We start from the raw sequence: 20,255 nt of genomic DNA on the forward strand, positions 1-20,255 counted from the left end.
CTTCGTAAGGGCCGGACAGACGACCAGCGCCCCATGCACGCCATGTACCCGCCGGCAGGCGTCAGCCCTTTGCCAGGGCATCTTCCAGCGAGATCACCGGCATGCCGAAGGCAGCGCCGACTTCCGCAATCGTCAGCTGGCCGGCATGCACGTTGAGGCCTGCCGCAAAGTGACGATCTTCCCGCAATACCTTGCGATAGCCGCCATTGGCGAGCTTCACCACATAAGGCAGCGTCGCGCTGGTGAGTGCCTGGGTCGAGGTACGCGCCACAGCCCCCGGCATGTTGGCCACGCAATAATGCACGACACCATCGACGAGATAGGTCGGTTCCGCATGGGTCGTGGCGCGACTGGTCTCGAAACATCCGCCCTGATCGATCGCGACATCCACCAGTACCGCACCGGGCATCATGTTGCGCAGATGCTCGCGACGGATCAGCTTGGGAGCCGCGGCACCGGGCACGAGCACGGCCCCGATGATCAATGCCGAATGGCGTACCGCCTCATCCAGCGCCTCGGACGTCGAATAGACCGTACGAATCTGTCCCTGATAGCGGTGATCCAGCGTCTCGAGGCGGTTCAATGACGTATCGAGAATCACCACCTCGGCGCCCAGCCCCAGCGCCATGCGCGCCGCATTCTCCCCCACCACGCCGCCGCCGATCACCGTGACCCGCGCCGGTGGCACGCCAGGCACACCGGGCAACAGCACCCCCATCCCGCCTTGCGCCTTCTCCAGCGCATGCGCGCCGGCCTGGATCGCCATGCGCCCGGCAACGCGGCTCATGGGCGCCAGCAGCGGCAGACCACCGGCGGTGTCGGTGATGGTCTCGTAGGCAATCGCGGTCACCCCGCTACCCAGCAGGCTTTCGGTCAGCTCACGGGCGGCGGCCAGATGCAGGTAGGTGAACAATGTCTGGCCGCTGGTGAGACGCGCCACCTCGGCCGGCTGAGGCTCCTTGACCTTGAGTATCAGCTCGGCCTCACGAAAGACCTGCTCGACATCCGATTCAAGACGAGCCCCGACCCCCTGGTACTCGGCGTCACTGAACCCACTGCCCTCACCCGCACCACGCTCGACGATGACGTCATGGCCATGGGCAATCAGCTCTCGCACCCCGGCGGGCGTCAGAGCGACACGGTATTCGTGGTTCTTGATTTCCTTCGGCACGGCGATCTGCATGACGAGCTCCTTGCACTGCTGGCGGAATACGGCGATGTCATCTCGACACCTCCTACAAGCACAGCAGACTCGTCAGCGTCGCGCCAATCAGATGCCAGCAAGATTCACCAAAACATGACAGCAATGCAGTGGAATGCAGGGAATCATCGTTGGCTGGCAGCATCCTCGCTCACCAGCACCGCCGAATAGCATTCACGGTAAGCCTCAGGCATGCGTCTGGCTCGCCCACTCGAGAGTTCGATGCAGACGAAGCGCGTGCGTGCCTCCAACAGCGTCAGACCATCCGAGCAACGACGCAGCTGAAAGCGGCGCGTCAGGCTCAGGCGGCCATCGCACGCCACCAGCCAGGTGGCCAGCATCAGCGAATCGCCAAGCCGTGCGCTGGCCAGATAGTCGATCTCGTGACGATGCACCGCCATGCCACGATCCTGGGCACGATAGTGTTCAAGGCCCAGCCCCAACGCTTCGGAATGTGCCCAGCTGATTCTCTCCAGCCAGCGCACGTATTCGGCATTGTTGACATGGCCATAGCCATCCAGCGCCTCGACACTTACCGCGATCGGCAGCAGGAAGGGAGACGGCAGCGCCCACCCTTCACAGGTTTCCCGCAAGGGGGCCGTGTTGCCGATGACGGTCTCCGATGCCTGTACGTCCGTCATGCCACGAACTCCGTGTCGTCATCCTGCTCGCGGGGCCCTGCATCATCACGCATGGGCGCACTGGCACCGCAGGACCAGCATTCACTGAAGCTGCCTTCGAGGCGCTCCCCGCAGGCGCACTGCCAATCCGGCTGCGCAGGCGCGGCCTCGATATGCGCCAGCAGCTGGCGAGCGCGGGCGAGATTGTGCTCGGCAACCCACAATTGCGGCTCGCAATCGTTGACGGGCAACTCCCCGGCTGCCGAACCCAGCAGACGGTTGCGCAGCTCGCACGGGATACCCTCGCTTTCCAGAAGGTTGCGCCAGTGATCCAGCAGCACGAGATTGTGATGGGATGTCAGTCGTCGATACATGCCGTCAGACTATCAGAGTCCGGGCGCTACGGAAGCCATCAACGACAACGCCGCCCCGAAGGGCGGCGTTGTCGTTCGTGTCAAAGGACACGTTCATCGCTCGCGATCCCGATCGCGCTCCTGGTCGCGACCCGAGACTCGATCTCAGTCGCGATAGACCCGCACACCGAGCGCCTTGAGGTAGGAGGTCTCGGGGATGGACGGGTGCACCGGGTGGTCGCTGGCCTGATGGCCCTGGAAGATGACCTGACCGTGGCGGTCCTGGTGACGCACGGCGCCACGCACCACATCCATCAGGCGCTCCGGCGCGAGATGCATGGAGCAGGAGCCGGACATCAGCAGACCGTCGCGGCCCAGCAGGCGCATGGCTTCACGGTTGAGGCGTGCATAGGCGCGCTCACCGTTGGTGATGTCCTTGCGCTTGCGGATGAAGGCGGGCGGATCCGCGATGATGACGTCGAACTGCTCGCCTTCCGCGCGCAGGGCCGTCAGTGCCTCGAAGACATCCGACTCCGCGATGGAGACGCGATCCTCGACACCGTTGAGCACGGCGTTGCCCGAGACACGCTCAAGTGCCGCACCGGAGGCGTCGACACACAGCACTTCGCTGGCGCCATGCGCCGCCGCCTGCACCCCCCAGCCACCGACGTAGCTGAACAGGTCCAGCACGCGCTTGCCTGCCACCTGACGATTCAGCCAGGCACGGTTGTCGCGGTGATCATAGAACCAGCCGGTCTTCTGGCCATCCAGTACCGGCGCGCTGAACTGGACCCCATTCTCTTCCAGCAGCACGCTTTCCGGCAGCTCGCCATAGACGACTTCGACGTTGCGCTCGAGCTGTTCCTGACGGCGACCGCTGGAATCGTTCTTGAACACGATGGCGGTCGGCTTGACGACCTTCAAGAGCGCATCGACGATCACTTCCGCCAGTCGCTCCATGCCGAAGGTGTTGAGCTGGCAGACCAGCACGTCGCCGAAGCGATCGACGATCAGACCCGGCAGCAGGTCGCCCTCGCCGTGGACCAGACGGTAGAACGGCTTGTCATAGAGGCTCTCGCGCAGTGACAGCGCCTGGTTGAAGCGATGCACCAGCAGCGAGCGGTCCAGACGCTGTTCCGGGTTGCGCGAGACGATACGCGCGCAGATCAGCGAGTTCGGGTTGACGTAGGCAACGCCCATCGCGCGGCCGTTGCTGGCCTCGATGATCGCCTGGGCACCCGGCTCGAAATTCTTGAGTGGCGTCGCGACGGTATCGACTTCATTGGAGTACAGCCACAGATGGCCAGCCTTGAGGCGGCGATCAGCATTCTTCTTCAGGCGCAGACGTTCAGTCACGGGAATCATCCATAAGACAGGGAAAGGGACAGGACGACGACAGGGCGCGCCCGAATGGGGCCATTCTAGTCGTCATGGCGGCCCCGGTCACGGAGCCTCCGGTCAAGTGATCATCAAGGGCCAGCGAGACATGTCTGACCCGTGCCGGCACGAACGGCACTAGCTCTGGCAATGAGGGCAGAAGCAGCTGGCACGCTGCCCGAGCACCAGGCTCATGATCTCATGGCCACACTCACGGCAGGGCTCGCCCCCTCGCCCATAGACGTTGAGGCGCTGGGCGAAGTAGCCGGGCTTGCCATCACCACCGACGAAATCACGCAAGGTGGTACCGCCTTGCTCGATGGCAGCCGCCAGCACGCTGCGCGAGGCCTCGGCGAGGCGCTCATATTCCTCCAGAGAGGTCTCCCCCGCCGGACGACGCGGGTCGATGCCAGCCATGAAGAGCGCCTCACTGGCGTAGATGTTGCCCACGCCGACCACATTGGCGTTGTCCATCAGGAAAGGCTTGATCGCCACGCGTCGCTTGCGCGAGCGCGCGAAGAGAAGCTCACCGGTGAAGGCATCCGACAAGGGCTCCGGCCCGAGCCTCGCCAGACGTGTGTCAGCGTGCGGGTCACCGCGCACGAAGTCGACGAAACCGAAGCGACGCGGGTCGTGATAGCGCAACACCTGGCCATTGCCCAGCACTACATCGACATGGTCATGCGTACGGGGCGGCGTGCCGATGGGTACCAGCCTCAGACTGCCGGACATGCCCAGATGCCAGAGCAGGTGGCCATCGGCGATCGGCAACAGCAGGTACTTGGCACGGCGCGAGAGCTCACCGAAACGCTGCCCCACCAGCCACTCCGCCAGCTCACTCGGTACTGGCGTGCGCAGCCGTGGCTGACGCACGATCACCTCGGTGACCTCCTGGCCCTCGACCAATGGTGCGATACCACGGCGAGTCGTCTCGACTTCCGGTAATTCGGGCATGCTTCCTCCTCGACTGACCGCCAGACGCACAACAGGGTGACGACAGAAGCCGCCACCCTGTTGCAGGATGCCGGAACTCCGACATCCAGATACTCGAAAACCCGGTCAGGACCGGGTTTTCGAGGGTTCCGACAGCACGCTGGCGGGAGACAAGATCACTTGATCTTGGCTTCCTTGTACATCACGTGCTTGCGAACGACCGGATCGTACTTCTTGAATTCAAGCTTGTCCGGAGTGTTACGCTTGTTCTTGTCGGTGGTGTAGAAGTGGCCAGTACCGGCACTTGACACCAACTTGATCTTGTCACGCATTTTCAGTTTCCTTCCACAGTCGCATTCACCGAACGATTGAGAGCGTTGCCCTCGGCTCGGTTGCCATTGCTACAGGGGCTGTCTTCTAGTGTTTAGAAGCGCTCGCCACGTGCAGTGAGGTCCTTGAGGACTTCGTCGATACCCTTCTTGTCGATGATGCGCATGCCCTTGGTAGAGACGCGCAGCTTGACGAAGCGCTGCTGGGATTCAACCCAGAAACGGTGGGTGTGCAGGTTCGGCAGGAACCGGCGACGAGTCTTGCGCTGGGAGTGAGAAACGTTGTTACCAGTCACCGGGCGCTTGCCGGTAACCTGACATACTTTGGACATTGGAGCCTCCAACCGCTGCGTTGGCTAAGTTGTTCAAAACCTGTCGGGCAAACCGGAAGTGGCAGGCGCCGCCTCATGCCCTGATTTCAAAGTGTGTTACGTCCATTCCGGAAGACAAGCTTCAGGGTACTGGAACGTGCAGGCGCAGCATTTTACCCGAAGAGGAACGCGAAAGCACGCCCAAGACGGATTTTTTTCGCCAACACGCTTCGCCCGAGCTGTCACATCGGTACAGACGCTTGCTTAGCCAGACGCTTCACTCAGCCAATGTCGGCCAGAGTGGTCGCGAATTCTGTGGTGGGTGGTACGGGAGGCGCAACATTACCACAATCGACGCCCTGTTTTGCAATCCCTGTCACCTGGCAGGCCCGACAATTGACCAGACCGGACATCCGCAGGGCGCCTCCTTCCCATCCGCTCCTTCTTCTTCCTTCTCTTCCCCCTGCTCTCGTCTCAGCGCCTTGTCGAAAAAGGTCGCACAAGACCGAGGCGATGCCTGGCTCACAACCAGCCACGCTCGGCGAAGGAGATCACCTCGCCGTCCCCCACCACGAAGTGATCCAGCACCCGGATATCGAAAAGTCCCAACGCCTCTTCCAGGCGCTGGGTGATACGACGATCGGCATCACTGGGCTCCGCCACTCCGGAGGGATGGTTGTGGGCGAGTATCAAGGCACCCGCGTTGAGCGCCAGCGCCCGCTTGACCACTTCACGCGGATAGACGGCAGCAGCATCCAGCGTGCCGGTGAAGAGTGTCTCGAAGCGAATGACGCGATGCTGACTATCCAGGAAGAGTGCGGCGAAGACCTCATGTGGCAGATCACGCAGATGAGAGGAGAGGTAGCGCCGTACCAGCAGCGGTGAGGTCAATGCCGCCCCGCGCATCAACAGGCTTTCCAGATGTCGACGGGACAGCTCCAGCGACGCCTGCAACTGTACGTACTTGGCATCTCCCAGGCCTCGCGCGGCACAGAAATCCTGCTGACTGGCTTCCAGCAGTGGGCGCAGCCCGCCGAAGGTGGTCAACAGGTCGCGCGCCAGGTCCACCGCCGAACGTCCCTTGATTCCCACTCGCAGGAAGATTGCCAGCAACTCGGCATCTGACAGCGCAGCAGCCCCCGATGACAGAAGCTTCTCACGGGGCCGCTCCCCGATTGGCCACTCCCTGATGCCCATGCACACTTTCCTCTCGTGACAGTGATGCTGACATCCGGCGCGCCACGAGAGTGGCCATGCCTGCCTCAGGGCAGGCCCACCGACACGCCAAGGAGCATGACGCGACATCAGCATTTGGACTGAGAAGCGTGGTCTTCGCCCGTCACTGCCGCCAGCGTCACTCTCAACGCTTGCATGCCTGGCGCGCTTTCTGGCTGGCTGAGCCTTCCTGGCTCGCGGCTCGTCGTACCGCGACAGGTCAGTGTCCGCACCCGCGACAGACGGCGTGCCCGGCCAGCGACGCTACGCAAGGTTGCATCACGGTGATATGGTAGAGGCGAACGCGAGAGCTTTGACATTGACGGATCAGGGATGCAGGACACCATGCACTCACTCGCCGGACGGCGCATTCTGCTGGGCATCAGCGGCGGTATCGCAGCGTACAAGGCGGCGCTCATCACTCGTCTGCTGAAAAAGGCCGGGGGCGAGGTACGCGTCGCCATGACCGAAGGTGCCCAGGCCTTCATCACGCCGTTGACCCTGCAGGCGCTGTCGGGCAATCCCGTGCATACCTCGCTGCTCGATCCTGAGGCAGAGGCCGGCATGGGACATATCGAGCTGGCGCGTTGGGCGGAGGTCATTCTCATCGCCCCCGCCACTGCCGACCTCATGGCCCGCCTGGCCCATGGCCGTGCCGATGATCTGATCACTACCCTGTGCCTGGCCAACAACGCACGCTGGGTCGTGGCCCCGGCGATGAATCAGGCGATGTGGGCGCACCCTGCCACCCAGCGCAACGCCCGGCAGCTCAGTGCCGATGGCTGGACGCTGCTCGGCCCGGCCAGCGGCGAACAGGCGTGCGGCGACGTGGGAGCCGGGCGCATGCTCGAGCCAGAGGAGATCGTCGCCGGTCTGAGCGAGCTGCTCGACGAGGGCGAGCCGGCACCATTGCCGGCAGCGGGCCTGACCATCACCATCACCGCCGGTCCGACCCGGGAAGCGCTGGATCCGGTGCGCTATCTGAGCAATCACAGCTCCGGAAAGATGGGGTATGCCCTGGCCAGCGAAGCCGCGGCACTGGGCGCAAGAGTTCGCCTGATCAGTGGGCCTGTCGCCCTGCCCACACCGCCTGGCGTCGAGCGCATCGATGTCGAGTCAGCCTTGCAGATGCAAGGCGCTGCCGAAGCGGCGCTGCAGGATAGCCAGGTCTTCATCGGCTGCGCCGCCGTCGCCGACTTCCGACCTGCCGCTGTCGCCGAGCACAAGCTCAAGAAGCAGGCCGGCGAAGAACAGATGCAGGTCCATCTGATCCGCAATCCCGATATCATTGCCGGCATTGCCGAGCAGAGTCAGGCGCGGCGCGCCAGCGGACAGCCCGCTCCGCTGGTGGTCGGCTTCGCCGCCGAGACTCGCGATGTCCTTCGCTATGCCCGCGACAAGCTGACACGCAAGCGTCTCGACATGATCGTGGCCAATGACGTCAGCACCCCGGGACTGGGGTTCGGCAGTGACAGCAATGCCGCCACCCTGGTGTGGCGACACCCCGGCCAGGCAAATGACAGACTGCATGAACAGGCCATCGCGGCCTGCCCCAAGATTGCGCTGGCGCGTGCGATTCTCGAGCGCGCACTGGCACTGCATCAAGACGGCGCCCTCCATGGTGCCGCCAATTTGAACATGGCGACCTCCGCCATCGATGACCAGGAAACACCTTAGATGACCCGCCCCCGGCTCGAACTCAAGATCCTCGACGAGCGCGTTCGCGATTACCCGCTACCCCACCATGCGACTCCCGGCAGTGCCGGCATGGACCTGCGCGCACTGTTGGATGCCCCGCTGACACTGGCCCCGGGCGCCTGTGAGCTGGTGCGTACCGGCCTGGCGATCCATATCGCCGACCCGGCGCTGGCCGGCATGATCCTGCCGCGCTCCGGTCTGGGGCATAAACACGGCATCGTGCTGGGCAATCTGGTCGGTCTGATCGATTCCGACTACCAGGGCGAACTGATGATCTCGGTCTGGAACCGCGGCGACAGCGAGTTCGTGCTGGAACCCGGTGAGCGACTGGCACAGTACGTGCTAGTCCCGGTAGTACAGGCCGAACTGGTCGAGGTCACGGAATTCGAGACCAGCCAGCGCGGTGAAGGCGGCTTTGGCCATTCTGGTCGTCATTGACGGGTCGTCACTGACAGCGCATTGCAGACGACTCGCCACCGAAACCCGACAGCGCTCCGTGACAGACGGAACCGCTTGCTAGCCGCACCCGTCGGCATGCCGCGATAGTGTTCGCACGGCATGCCGACCATGACTTCTCACGATTGATTCAACCGACAGGGATGCACCATGAGTCAGGTACCCGCTTCAATTTTTCGCGCCTACGACATCCGTGGCATCGTGGATGAGACCCTCACCGAAGACGGCGTGCGCGCCATCGGCCAATCCATCGGTAGCGAAGCCGCGGCACGCGGTGAGTCCACCGTCGTGGTCGCCCGCGATGGTCGCCTCTCCGGACCGCGCCTGTCCAAGGCGCTGATTGCCGGCCTGCGCGATGCCGGCCGTGATGTCATCGACATCGGCATGGTGCCGACTCCGGTGCTCTACTACGCCACCAACATCCTGGAAGGCACCCGCTCCGGCGTGATGCTGACCGGCAGCCACAACCCGGCCAACTACAACGGTCTGAAGATCGTGCTGGCGGGTGAGACCCTGTCCGGCGACACCATCACCGACCTTTATCGCCGCCTGCAGGAAGGCGATCTGGCGCAAGGCGAAGGTAGCCTGCGTGAAGAAGACGTGCGCGAACGCTACCTGGATCAGATTACCGGCGACGTGGTCGTCAAGCGTCCGCTCAAGGCAGTGGTCGATTGCGGCAATGGCGTGGCCGGTGAGCTGGGCCCGGAGCTGATCCGTCGCCTCGGTGTCGAGACCATCCCGCTGTTCGAGGAGATCGATGGCAACTTCCCGAACCATCACCCGGACCCGGGCAAGCCGGAAAACCTGCAGGACCTGATCAGAACCATGCAGGAAACCGGCGCGGATATCGGTCTGGCCTTCGATGGCGACGGCGATCGCCTCGGCGTCGTCACGCCCAAGGGCGAGATCCTGTATCCCGACCGTCTGATGATGGCACTGTCGGAAGACCTCATCGAACGTGTACCGGGCGCGCGCATCATCTTCGACGTCAAGTGCACCGGCAACCTGGCCACCGTGATCGAGAAGGCGGGGGGCACACCGGAAATGTGGCGCACCGGCCACTCCCTGATCAAGGCGCGCATGAAGGAAACCGGCGCGGCCCTGGCCGGCGAGATGAGCGGCCATATCTTCTTCAAGGAGCGCTGGTTCGGCTTCGACGACGGCCTCTACGGCGCGGCGCGCCTGCTGGAAATCCTCGCCAAGCAGGATGTCGATGCCGACACCTTCTTCGCACGCTATCCGCAGGATCTGGGCACCCCCGAGATCAACGTGGAAGTGACCGATGAGACCAAGTTCGCTATCGTCGAGCGACTGGCCAGCGAAGGTGACTTCGGTGACGACGGCGTGAAGACCACGCTGGATGGCATTCGCGTCGACTACGCCGACGGCTGGGGCCTGTGCCGCGCCTCCAACACCACACCGGTGCTGGTACTGCGCTTCGAAGGCAAGTCAGAGGCGGCGCTGGAGCGCATCAAGGACAGCTTCCGTGCCGCACTGAAGCAGGCCGAGCCAAGCATCACCGCCCCGTTCTGATCGAGGCGTTCTGATCGGCCCGGGCAGGCGATCAACGACCGGCGCGGCAGCAGGATGACCGCCGTGCCGGTCCGCTGACTCCCCGGCCCGGGTGACTCTTCCCCATGGCAGCGCCGGTTGCCATCACCTCTTTCCATGACGTGGTGCGCGCAGGCGTAACGCAAGTGATAGTCTCGAGTGACAGTGTCCGAACTCTCCTTTCGGACCCAATTTCTGTGGAGTGATACGTTGATGAGCCACGCCAACCGCGACCCGCACCAGGTGGTCGAGGTCCTGTCCGAAGCCCTGCCCTATATCCAGCAGTTCTCGGGCAAGACCGTGGTGGTCAAATACGGCGGCAACGCCATGACCGAAGATACCCTGATCGACTCCTTTGCCCGCGACATGGTGCTGATGAAGGAAGTCGGCATCAATCCGGTGGTCGTGCACGGCGGCGGCCCTCAGATCGGCGCCCTGCTCAAGAAGCTGAACATCGAATCACGCTTCGTTGACGGCATGCGCGTGACCGACTCAGAGACCATGGATGTGGTCGAGATGGTACTGGGCGGCCTGGTCAACAAGGGCATCGTCAATCTGATCAACCAGTGCGGCGGCAAGGCCATCGGCGTCACCGGCAAGGACAGCGGCCAGATTCGCGCGCGCCAGCTCAAGGTCACCCGCCACATGCCGGGCATGAATGCCTCGGAAATCATCGATATCGGTCACGTCGGTGAAGTCGAGCATGTCTCGACGGATCTGATCGAGCTGCTGACCCGCAATGACTTCATTCCGGTGATAGCGCCGATCGGCGTCGACGATGAGGGACGCAGCTACAATATTAATGCCGACCTGGTCGCCGGCAAGGTCGCAGAAGCGCTGGGGGCGGAGAAGCTGATGCTGCTGACCAACGTCGCCGGCCTTCTGAACGCCGAGGGCGAAGTCATGACGGGGCTGACCACCGAAGCGGTGGATGGACTCATCGAGGACGGCACCATCTATGGCGGCATGCTGCCCAAGATCAGCTGCGCGCTGGATGCCGTCAAGCAGGGCGTGCGCAGTGCACACATCATCGATGGTCGCGTACCGCATGCCACCCTGCTGGAAATCTTCACCAATGCCGGTGTCGGCACCTTGATCAGCAATGCTGATCCGGACACCTCCAAGGCATGAAGAGCATAAAGCCGGGGCCAGACTTCCGGTGATTCGCGCGAGGCCAGCGACACGCCTCAGGACACGGACCCGCCCGCAGCACATCGCTGCAGGCCGCGAGAAATGACAAGATTCCATGACGCAGGCGAATCCAAAACAATCACGTCGCGAACAGATCCTCCAGGCACTTGCCTTGATGCTGGAAGAGGACAGCGGCAAACGTATCACCACCGCGGCATTGGCACGTCAGGTCGGCGTCTCCGAGGCTGCACTCTATCGTCACTTCCCCAGCAAGGCGCGCATGTTCGAAGGGCTGATCGAGTTCATCGAGAGCACCCTGTTCGAGCGCATCGCGCTGATTCTGCAGGACAACGATACGGCTCATGCCAGGGTGCACCATATCCTGAGCCTGCTGCTTGGCTTTGCCGAGAAGAATCCCGGACTGTGCCGCCTGCTCAACGGCGATGCCCTGACCGGGGAGACGGCTCGTCTGCGTGTGCGCATGGCGCAGCTGTTCGAACGTCTCGAGACCCAGCTCAAGCAGGTACTGCGCGAGGCCGAGCCTCGTGAAGGCCTGCGGCCTGCCATTACCGTGACAGCCGCAGCCAATCTCCTGCTGGCCAGTGCCGAAGGCCGCATCGGACAGTATGTCCGCAGCGACTATCGCAAGCGACCCACCGAGCACTGGGAAGAACAGTGGAGACTGTTGAGTCGCGACCTGCTGCTGAGCAGCCAGGAGCGGATTGCCGTCTGACGGCCCTCCGCATGAGCCAAGGAAAAGCCCCCGCCTCGAAGAGACGGGGGCTTTTTCATGCCACCTTCACGTGCAGACTCAGTTGCCAGGCCCATAACGCTCGACGATGGCCGTCGCCGTCATCGGGCGCGCCAGCAGGTAGCCCTGATAACTGTCGCAGCGCAATCGCTTGAGCCCCTCGAACTGCGCCTGTGTCTCGACACCTTCCGCCACGATCTCGTGCCCCATCGAATGCCCCAGACTGATGATGGCACCTACCAGCTGGATGGCCTGCTCATTGGCTCCCTGCTCGCTGGCCACCTGACCGCCGCGCCCTTGCTCGGACGCATCTTCCGCCAGAGCGTCCATATTCATCACGAAGCTGCGGTCGACCTTGAGCACATCCAGCGGCAGGGAAGACAGATAGGACAGTGACGAGTATCCCTGCCCGAAGTCATCCAGCGCCACACGCACACCGAGCTCCCGCAGCGCTCTCAGCACGCTGAGCCCACCCTCCATGTCCTGGATCAACAGGGTCTCCGTGACCTCGACCTCCAGGCGCGTCGGCGCGAGATTCTGACTCTCGAGCACGCTGATCACTTCATGCTCATAGCCCGAGGTCAGCTGGCGCGCCGAGAGGTTGACGGCCATGCGCGGCATGTAAAGGCCGCTTTCCTGCCAGCGCACCATCTGGGCGCAGGCCTCTTCCAGCACGAAACGCCCCAGCCGGAAGATGAGCCCCGTCTCTTCCGCGAGCGGAATGAACTGGGCCGGAGAGATCATGCCCAGCTCAGGATGCTGCCAGCGCAGCAGCGCCTCGACCCCCAGCAGCTCTCCCGCCGCGTTCAGCTGCGGCTGGTAGTGCAGGAAGAGCTGCTGGCGCTCGATGGCCTGACGCAGGTCCTGCTCCAGCGTCATGCGCGAGGCGACATGCTTGTCCAGCGAGGACTCCCAGCGCAGGGCATGATCGCCACGCGACTTGGCATGATAGAGCGCCACGTCCGCATTGAGCATCAACGCCTGGGCGTCACCATCTGCCTCGGCCAGGGAGTAGCCGGCCGTCAGGCTGATGATCAAGGGACGCCCGAGAATCGTGAAGGGGCGCTCCAGCTTCTGCTGGACATCGGCCACGATCTGCTCGGCTTGCTCGCCGACCTGAGGGAAATAGAGGCCGAACTCATCCGCCCCGAGACGCGCGACCAGGCCACCGGACGGCAGGATGCGCCGCAGGCGCTCACCGATCGAGACCAGCAGCTGATCCCCCGCCTCATGCCCCAGACCATCATTCACCGTCGAGAAGCGATCGATGTCGGCATAGATCATCACGCCTCCGATCGCGACCCGCTCATCCGCCGCCGCCATGAAGGCCTTGCGGTTGTAGAGCCCCGTCAAGGCATCGTGGCGCGCCAGGTAGTCGAGCTGACGCTCCGACTCCTTGTGGGCGCTGATGTCCAGCAGCAGGCCTTCCCAGTAACGTACGCCCTCCTCTCCCTCGATCATCACGCTGCGGTCCAGCACCCAGCGCTCGTGATCCGCGACGATTCTGAACACCTGTTCATGACGCATCTGAGCGCACATCGCCCAGTGACGCGCCGACGCGACGGACGGGCGATCCTCGGGATGGATCAGCTCATTGAGGGTGATGCCGGCCCCGACCAGAGACTCGGCCGAACGTCCGAACAATTCCGCGGCACCACTGCTGATGAAGGTCAGCGTGCCGGTGTTGACCTCGATGCGATACACCACGCCGGGCAGGTTATCCATCAAGGTCACCAGAGTACGCGAGCGCGCCGCCATCGATTCGAGCTCGCCCTCCAGCTCATCGTGGCGCTCACTGCGTTGCCGCTCGGCACGCGCGATCATCACGCCAAGCACCACCAGGAAGATGCCTCCCAGCAGCAGACCAAACCAGATACGCTGCCACCAGACCCACCACAGGCTCGAGACGGGCTGACTGACGACGCTGAACAGCTTGAGTGGTGCGATAAAACTGCCCGCCGCCATGCGCGGACGGCCATCAAAGCCGTCCACGTGATAGCGCCGCACGCCACGCTCGGAGATGTACTTGCCCATGTTGGCCAGCGTCGGCAACGGCAACTTTCCCGTCACCCCCAGCGCGTGCTCCTGAGGGCTGGAAAACAGCAGCAGACCGTTGGTCGAGAACAGGCGCAGGCGCTGCCCGTCATCCGCCCCCGGATTGGCCAGCAGACTTCTGGACTCCGAGAAATCCAGGCACCCGATCAGCAGCCACGCCTTGTCCTCGAGCTGCATATGGCGATAGAAAGGCAAGCCGGGCTGGCCGGACCCGAGAGGCAGTGCCGAACCGAACAACAGATTGCTTCTGCCGGGCAGGGATTGCGCCTCGGCCTGCGAGAGCTGCCACTTGCAGCTGCGCCCGACACCGATCTGATTGAGGCTGCTGCCACGATAATCGGCGAACGGCACCATCATCAGGGAGACCAGCGCCGGATGACGCCCCAGCGCACTCTCGAGCGAGCCTCTCCACTGCCTTGGTGTCTCCTCGTGCAACACACGCTCGAGCACCATCATCTCGCGGGCGACATCCGCCACGAGCTGTTCAGTCGAGATGTGCAGTTGCGTATCGAGCGCTTCGAGGCGTTGCATCTCCTGTTCGCGGACATCAAACCATTGTCCCGCCAGAAACAGCCCGCCCAACACCACCAGCAAAGCGACATTGATGCCAAGGATGCGCCACAGTGAATGTGTGCCTGGTTGACGCGAGGTAATCGGGTCCACATAGCCACCAATGAGGAAGGGAAATGACCGCTTAGCGTAGTGCAACAGAATGAAACATTCTGTTGCACGATACAACTGTCTACTGCCATAGCCGGTCGTTTCACTGTCCCTCAACGACAGAAGCCCCGCCGGAACACCGGCGGGGCTTCATCTACTGCGGGAAGTCAGCGAGGGAGTGTCAGGCAGCGAACCCTTCGCTCATGTCACCCATCGATTCACGCAGCTTCTTCATGGCGTTCTTTTCCAGCTGACGGATACGTTCTGCCGAGACACTGTAGATGTCTGCCAGCTCGTGCAACGTCGCCTTGTTGTCGCTCAACCAGCGCTGCTGGAGGATATCGCGCGAACGCTCATCCAGTGCTGCCAGTGCCTTGAGCAGACGCCCGTGGGAGTCATCTTCCAGATCCTGCTGCTCGACCTGAGCCGCCGGATCGAGACTGTGGTCCTCGAGATAATTGACCGGCGCCTGGTAAGCGGAGCTCTCGTCATCACTGGGACCCGCATCGAAGCCGGCATCGTGTGCCGAGAGACGACTTTCCATCTCGCGTACCACCGATGGCTTGACGTCCAGGTCGCCTGCGATGGCGTCCACTTCTTCATTGTTCAGCCATGCCAGACGCTTCTTGGCACCGCGAAGATTGAAGAACAGCTTGCGCTGGGCCTTGGTGGTCGCGACTTTCACGATGCGCCAGTTGCGCAGCACGAACTCGTGAATCTCGGCCTTGATCCAATGCACGGCAAAGGACACGAGGCGAACGCCCTGATGGGGGTCAAAACGCTTGACCGCTTTCATCAGGCCGACATTGCCTTCCTGGATCAGGTCCGCCTGCTGCAAGCCATAGCCGCTGTAGCTGCGCGCGATATGTACCACGAAACGCAGGTGCGACATGACGAGTCGACGGGCCGACTCCAGATGATTCTCTTCATGCAACCGCAGGGCAAGCTCATGCTCTTCTTCAGCAGTAAGCACAGCGATACGGTTCACCGACTGGATATAGCCGTTTAGATCTTGACCCGGTGACAGGTGGCCAAGTGGCTGAAGACTGGTGCTCATAATGCAGATGTCTCCATGGTTGCCTAACACGCATGCAAGTAGTGAGACTGTGAAGGTTGCGACAGGTTCCCGTCAATAGCTGTACATGACGTGTACAATTGTCATGACGAGTAGCGCTTCGTAACACCAGCGGGTGTGCAGTACGTTTAACCACCCACCAGCCCCTTCACTGACGCCCGGCGCAATTGTTTCCGGAGCGTAACTGATGACCTATCTGGAGAGGAACACTGGCGGAAAACCGCGAAAAAAGATCGGCATCAGCGCGGAGAAATACTCGCCAGATGACGTCCGACCGCGATCCAGGCCCCCAACCAACCCAGTATTGTACTCGAAAACAGCAGCGTGGTACCCCCTGTGATGCCCAGTGCGGGCAACACATAGTTGCCGCCATAACTTTGTACAAGAGCCGTCACGGGTGCCGCCAACCAGTTACCGCCAAGCGCCAGAATGCCACACGCCAGCAACCCGCCGCCCAGGCCATACCAGGCACCGCTATACAGGAAGGGACGCCGCACGAAGGCGTGGGTCGCACCGATCAGGGTCACGACCTCGATCTCCTGCCGGCGGCTCTCCACCGACAGCCGGATGGTATTGCCTACCACCAGCAGCACCCCCAGTCCGAAGAGTAGCGCAAGTCCCAGCGTCACTTTCTGACCCAGCTCACCCAATTGACGCAGACGCTCCAGCCATGCCAGATCCAGTCGTGCACTCTCGACGCCCGGCTCGCCCTCGAGGCGTGCGGCGAGATCGCGGACGGATTCCGGCGAGGTATCCAGCGGCGTGATGACGATGCTGGCCGGCAAGGGGTTGTCGTCCAGCAGGCTCAGTGAGCGCTTGAGATCGAGTGCCTGGGCGAATTCCTGCATGCCCTCGGCGGCAGTGATCAGACGTACGCCTCCGACGCCCGGGGCGCCGCGCAGCGAGTCCGACAGCGTCAGTGCCTGGCTCTCGTCGACCGACGTCTCGAGATAGAGGGTGAGCTGAGCGCTGTCATTGAGCTCATTGTCCAGCAGGCGCGCACTGTCCAGCGCCAGCCACAGCGCGGCAGGCAGTGTCAGCGCGATGGCGATCGCCAGCATGGTCAGCAGGCTGGCGACCGGAGTGACCAGCAGACGGCGTGCGCTGTCACGCGCCATGGCGCCATGATGACGCAGCCAGCTGCGATAGCGACTCTCGACGGAAATCCGGCTGGAGCGCGCGCCCTTGCGCGCCTGACGCTCGACAGACTCCGTGGATTCGACAGCGTCCGAGGCGGCCTTGGCGGCACGACCTCTTCCCGCCTGGCGCTTGTCGGACGAGGACTCGTGGTGAGTGCGGGGAGGGCTCATCGGGCCTCCTTGTCGGCAATCAGGCGACCGTCGGAAAGCTCCAGCGTGCGATGGTGCAGACGCGCGATCAGCGCCAGATCATGACTGGCGATCATCACCGTGGTACCGATGCGATTGAAGTCCTCGAACAGACGCATGATATCGGTCGAGAGTTTCGGGTCCAGGTTGCCGGTCGGCTCATCCGCCAGCAGCAAGGCTGGCTTGTTGACCACCGCACGCGCGATGCCCACGCGCTGCTGCTCCCCCCCGGAGAGTTCGATGGGCAGCGCCTTCTCGCGATGCAGCAGGCCCACCTTGTCAAGAGCGGCACGCACGCGACGCGCCTGCTCGCGCGGCGTGACCCCTTGGATCATCAGGGGCAGCGCCACGTTGTGGAAGATGTTGCGATCGCTCAGCAGCTGATGGTCCTGAAAGACCACACCGATCTGGCGGCGGTAGTAAGGCACCTGCGAGGCATGCAGGCGTCCGATATCGTGCCCGGCCACCAGGATACGGCCACGCGAGGGACGCTCGAGGAGCATGATCAGCTTGAGCAATGAGCTCTTCCCTGCCCCGGAATGCCCGGTCAGGAACGCCATCTCGCCACGCTCGATGCGAAAATCGAGCCCGGCGAGTGCATCGAAGCGCCCTCCATAGCGCTTGCCCACATGCTCGAAGGCAATCATGCCTCGCGTGTCTCCGCGCCATCCGCCGGACGTGCATCCTCTTCCTCTCCGGCACGCGCGAACAGGGCGTTGACGAAATCGTCCGCCGCGAAGGGCCGCAGATCATCCACTCCCTCCCCGACGCCGATGTAGCGAATCGGCAGATTGAGCTGCTTGGCCAGCGCGAAGATGATGCCACCCTTGGCGGTACCATCCAGCTTGGTCAGTGTCAGGCCGGTGATGTTGACCGCTTCATGGAAGGTGGAGGCCTGTGACAGCGCGTTCTGGCCGGTACCGGCATCCAGCACCAGCATCACTTCGTGGGGCGCGGCGACGTCCAGCTTGGCCATCACGCGCTGTACTTTCTTGAGCTCTTCCATCAGGTGGCTCTTGTTGTGCAGACGGCCCGCGGTATCGGCGATCAGGATATCGACGTTACGCGCCTTGGCGGCTTCCAGAGCGTCATAGATGACCGAGGCGCTGTCAGCACCGGTGTGCTGCGCGATGACCGGCACCTTGTTGCGCTCGCCCCAGACCTTGAGCTGTTCCACCGCTGCGGCACGGAAGGTATCGCCCGCCGCCAGCATCACGCTGCGGCCCTGGCTCTGGTAGCGCTTGGCCAGCTTGCCGATGGTGGTGGTCTTGCCGACCCCGTTGACCCCGATCATCAGGATCACGAAGGGGCCATCGCCCTTGGCCGGCAGCTCGAGATCCTTCGCGACCGGCGCCAGCATCACGCGCAGCTCTTCCTGCAGCGCTTCGTAGAGCGCCTGCGGTTCCTTCAATTCCTTGCGCGAGATGCGCGCGGTCAGGTTGTCGATGATCTCGGTGGTGGCCTCGATGCCCACATCTGCCATCAGCAGCTGGGTCTCGAGGTCTTCCATCAGCTCATCGTCGATCTGCTTCTTGCCGAGGAACAGACTGGCGACACCCTCGGTCAGGTTGGCGCGCGTCTTGCCTAGACCTGCCTTGATGCGCGCGAAGAAGCCACGACGCGGCTTCTCACGTCCATCGCGCGCCGTATCGCGGGCATCCTCATCGTCCACCGTGGCATCAGCCTCCACCACGGCGACTTCGGCAGCACGGGCCTCTTCTTCCAGGCGAGCCTGCTCCAGCGCGGCCTGTTCTTCGGCCTCGATGGCGGCCAGCTGCGCGGCAGCCAGGCGCTCTTCTTCTTCGCGGGCGGCGAGGCGCTCAGCTTCAGCCTTCTCAGCTTCAACTCGGGCGGCTTCCTCGGCGGCGAGGCGCTCGGCTTCGGCCTTCTCAGCTGCCGCCTTTTCAGCCTCGACACGGGCGGCTTCCTCGGCGGCGAGGCGCTCGGCTTCGGCTTTCTCAGCTGCCGCCTTTTCAGCCTCGACACGGGCAGCTTCCTCGGCGGCCAGGCGCTCGGCTTCGGCCTTTTCGGCTGCCGCCTTTTCAGCTGCAACCTTTTCAGCCTCGACACGGGCGGCTTCCTCGGCGGCCAGGCGCTCGGCTTCCGCCTTTTCGGCCTCTAGCCGGGCTGCCTGCTCGGCAGTGTCCTGCTTGCCGGAGCCCTGCTCGTGGGGCGTGGCATCTTGTGTCTGTTCAAGAGCCTGTTGCTCGAGGGCCTGCTGCTCGGAGGCTTGCTGCTCCTGAGCCTTGTGTTTCTTGCGCTTGAAAAAACCGAACATGGCGAGACAGTCCTGAACTCGTGAAAGTGGCGTCATCCTACCATCCCTTCAAGCCTTAAGGTACGCACCACGCGGCATCCGGCGTCGCACATGCTAGACTCGCGGCATGAAAAAACGCGCACCTCACAAAGGCCCCGCACGGGGCAAATCCTCAGCCCCCTCGCGCTCTGGCAAGGCAGGGCCAGCGGGGCGTCTGCGAATCATCGGCGGACGTTTCAAGCGCCGCCTGCTGACCGTGATCGAGGCGCCCGGCCTGCGGCCGACGCCAGACCGCGTTCGCGAGACACTCTACAACTGGCTCGGCTTTCATGTCGGTGGCGCCAGAGTACTGGATCTGTTCGCCGGCAGCGGCGCACTGGGACTCGAGGCGCTGTCACGGGAGGCAGCCCAGGTCACCTTCGTGGAACGCGAGAGCCGTGTCGCTCGGGCGCTGGCCGACAACATCACGACCCTGAGCAATGAAGGCCCGCTGCCGGCGACGGTCATCACCGCCGACGTGATCCATTGGCTACAGAGCGGCACCCCGCCCGAGGAGGGCGTGGATCTGGTCCTGCTCGACCCGCCCTTCCGGCTCGAACTCGCCGCCGAGAGCTGCGAGCTGCTCGAGTCGCGGGGCTGGTTGAAGGATGGCGCCATGATCTATCTGGAAGTCGAGGCGGAGCTGACGCCTCAGGTCCCCGCCAACTGGCAGCTGCATCGCGAGAGTCGCGCCGGCGACAGTCACGGACGCCTCTATCGACGCCAGCAACCGGCCTGAGCACCTTTCGCGCTTGTGTCGATAAAGGCAGCATCGTAGTCTGCCTGCAGGCGGGTATCGCTGCGCCGTTCCGGCAGGGACTGCCGGGGTGGCCGATCTTCATCGCACCAGCATTCACCGCATACTTTTACCGCCCTCAACGAACACCCTCGAGCCCTTGGGGCCCGACAAGGAGA

At 63.2% G+C, this 20,255-nt stretch carries 19 protein-coding genes; 6 read left to right on the top strand and 13 right to left on the bottom strand.

The genetic code is table 11. The annotated features are described in order from the left end of the window. Nucleotides 1–61: 61 nt before the first annotated feature. From ald to radC, 8 genes are all read right to left on the bottom strand, one after another. Nucleotides 62–1,183 (bottom strand): alanine dehydrogenase, encoded by a 1,122-nt coding sequence (ald, locus tag AC26AR_RS15175; protein WP_488107280.1) that lies wholly within the window; start codon nt 1,181–1,183, stop codon nt 62–64. Between the two features lie 143 nt (nt 1,184–1,326). Continuing rightward, nucleotides 1,327–1,842: an acyl-CoA thioesterase gene (locus AC26AR_RS15180; protein WP_176503592.1), complete on the bottom strand. Its 516-nt coding sequence runs from the start codon at nt 1,840–1,842 to the stop codon at nt 1,327–1,329. After that, nucleotides 1,839–2,195: a putative signal transducing protein gene (locus AC26AR_RS15185; RefSeq protein WP_077377775.1), complete on the bottom strand. Its 357-nt coding sequence runs from the start codon at nt 2,193–2,195 to the stop codon at nt 1,839–1,841. The genes AC26AR_RS15180 and AC26AR_RS15185 overlap by 4 nt, the downstream gene beginning before the upstream one ends. A gap of 144 nt (nt 2,196–2,339) precedes the next feature. Further along, nucleotides 2,340–3,530 carry a class I SAM-dependent rRNA methyltransferase gene (locus tag AC26AR_RS15190; protein ID WP_077377772.1) on the bottom strand — a complete coding sequence of 397 codons (1,191 nt, stop codon included), beginning with the start codon at nt 3,528–3,530 and terminating at the stop codon, nt 2,340–2,342. Between the two features lie 159 nt (nt 3,531–3,689). Continuing rightward, nucleotides 3,690–4,505, bottom strand: coding sequence for a bifunctional DNA-formamidopyrimidine glycosylase/DNA-(apurinic or apyrimidinic site) lyase (gene mutM, locus AC26AR_RS15195; RefSeq protein ID WP_054556537.1), 816 nt, complete (start codon nt 4,503–4,505; stop codon nt 3,690–3,692). Nucleotides 4,506–4,660: 155 nt separating this feature from the next. Then, nucleotides 4,661–4,816 carry a 50S ribosomal protein L33 gene (rpmG, locus tag AC26AR_RS15200; protein ID WP_016417370.1) on the bottom strand — a complete coding sequence of 52 codons (156 nt, stop codon included), beginning with the start codon at nt 4,814–4,816 and terminating at the stop codon, nt 4,661–4,663. A gap of 92 nt (nt 4,817–4,908) precedes the next feature. Next, the gene (gene rpmB, locus AC26AR_RS15205) at nt 4,909–5,145 is read right to left on the bottom strand and encodes a 50S ribosomal protein L28 (RefSeq protein ID WP_043336270.1); all 237 of its coding nucleotides are present in this window, start codon (nt 5,143–5,145) and stop codon (nt 4,909–4,911) included. 501 nt (nt 5,146–5,646) lie between these two features. Continuing rightward, on the bottom strand, nt 5,647–6,321 hold the full coding sequence (radC, locus tag AC26AR_RS15210) for a RadC family protein (protein WP_077377769.1): 675 nt from the start codon (nt 6,319–6,321) through the stop codon (nt 5,647–5,649). 363 nt (nt 6,322–6,684) lie between these two features. Here radC and coaBC point away from each other — a divergent pair, with 363 nt between their 5' ends. From coaBC to slmA, 5 genes are all read left to right on the top strand, one after another. Beyond that, a complete protein-coding gene (gene coaBC, locus AC26AR_RS15215; RefSeq protein ID WP_488107281.1) occupies nt 6,685–8,016 on the top strand; it encodes a bifunctional phosphopantothenoylcysteine decarboxylase/phosphopantothenate--cysteine ligase CoaBC in 1,332 nt (443 codons plus the stop codon). Beyond that, nucleotides 8,017–8,475: a dUTP diphosphatase gene (gene dut / locus AC26AR_RS15220; RefSeq protein ID WP_136939620.1), complete on the top strand. Its 459-nt coding sequence runs from the start codon at nt 8,017–8,019 to the stop codon at nt 8,473–8,475. Nucleotides 8,476–8,643: 168 nt separating this feature from the next. Next, nucleotides 8,644–10,026 carry a phosphomannomutase/phosphoglucomutase gene (locus AC26AR_RS15225; RefSeq protein ID WP_084207806.1) on the top strand — a complete coding sequence of 461 codons (1,383 nt, stop codon included), beginning with the start codon at nt 8,644–8,646 and terminating at the stop codon, nt 10,024–10,026. 231 nt (nt 10,027–10,257) lie between these two features. Further along, on the top strand, nt 10,258–11,175 hold the full coding sequence (gene argB, locus AC26AR_RS15230) for an acetylglutamate kinase (RefSeq protein ID WP_084207805.1): 918 nt from the start codon (nt 10,258–10,260) through the stop codon (nt 11,173–11,175). 115 nt (nt 11,176–11,290) lie between these two features. Next, the gene (slmA, locus tag AC26AR_RS15235) at nt 11,291–11,908 is read left to right on the top strand and encodes a nucleoid occlusion factor SlmA (protein ID WP_077377757.1); all 618 of its coding nucleotides are present in this window, start codon (nt 11,291–11,293) and stop codon (nt 11,906–11,908) included. A 78-nt stretch (nt 11,909–11,986) separates the two neighbouring features. On the opposite strand, the gene AC26AR_RS15240 is transcribed toward slmA, so the two are convergent. The 5 genes from AC26AR_RS15240 to ftsY form a co-directional block, all read right to left on the bottom strand. Beyond that, complete coding sequence (locus tag AC26AR_RS15240) at nt 11,987–14,689, bottom strand: putative bifunctional diguanylate cyclase/phosphodiesterase (RefSeq protein ID WP_488107282.1); 2,703 nt, start codon at nt 14,687–14,689, stop codon at nt 11,987–11,989. Nucleotides 14,690–14,822: 133 nt separating this feature from the next. Next, nucleotides 14,823–15,698, bottom strand: coding sequence for an RNA polymerase sigma factor RpoH (gene rpoH / locus AC26AR_RS15245; RefSeq protein WP_084207803.1), 876 nt, complete (start codon nt 15,696–15,698; stop codon nt 14,823–14,825). A gap of 257 nt (nt 15,699–15,955) precedes the next feature. Beyond that, on the bottom strand, nt 15,956–17,026 hold the full coding sequence (ftsX, locus tag AC26AR_RS15250) for a permease-like cell division protein FtsX (protein WP_404626268.1): 1,071 nt from the start codon (nt 17,024–17,026) through the stop codon (nt 15,956–15,958). Next, nucleotides 17,023–17,691, bottom strand: coding sequence for a cell division ATP-binding protein FtsE (gene ftsE, locus AC26AR_RS15255; RefSeq protein ID WP_077377747.1), 669 nt, complete (start codon nt 17,689–17,691; stop codon nt 17,023–17,025). Before ftsE ends, ftsX begins: the two co-directional genes overlap by 4 nt. Next, nucleotides 17,688–19,322, bottom strand: a complete 1,635-nt coding sequence (gene ftsY / locus AC26AR_RS15260) for a signal recognition particle-docking protein FtsY (protein ID WP_488107283.1) — start codon at nt 19,320–19,322, stop codon at nt 17,688–17,690. The genes ftsE and ftsY overlap by 4 nt, the downstream gene beginning before the upstream one ends. 106 nt (nt 19,323–19,428) lie before the next feature. Between ftsY and rsmD the strand changes: the two genes are divergently transcribed. Next, nucleotides 19,429–20,079 carry a 16S rRNA (guanine(966)-N(2))-methyltransferase RsmD gene (gene rsmD / locus AC26AR_RS15265; RefSeq protein WP_488107284.1) on the top strand — a complete coding sequence of 217 codons (651 nt, stop codon included), beginning with the start codon at nt 19,429–19,431 and terminating at the stop codon, nt 20,077–20,079. Nucleotides 20,080–20,255: the final 176 nt, after the last annotated feature.

This window comes from Cobetia sp. PS-4MA, assembly GCF_057670765.1.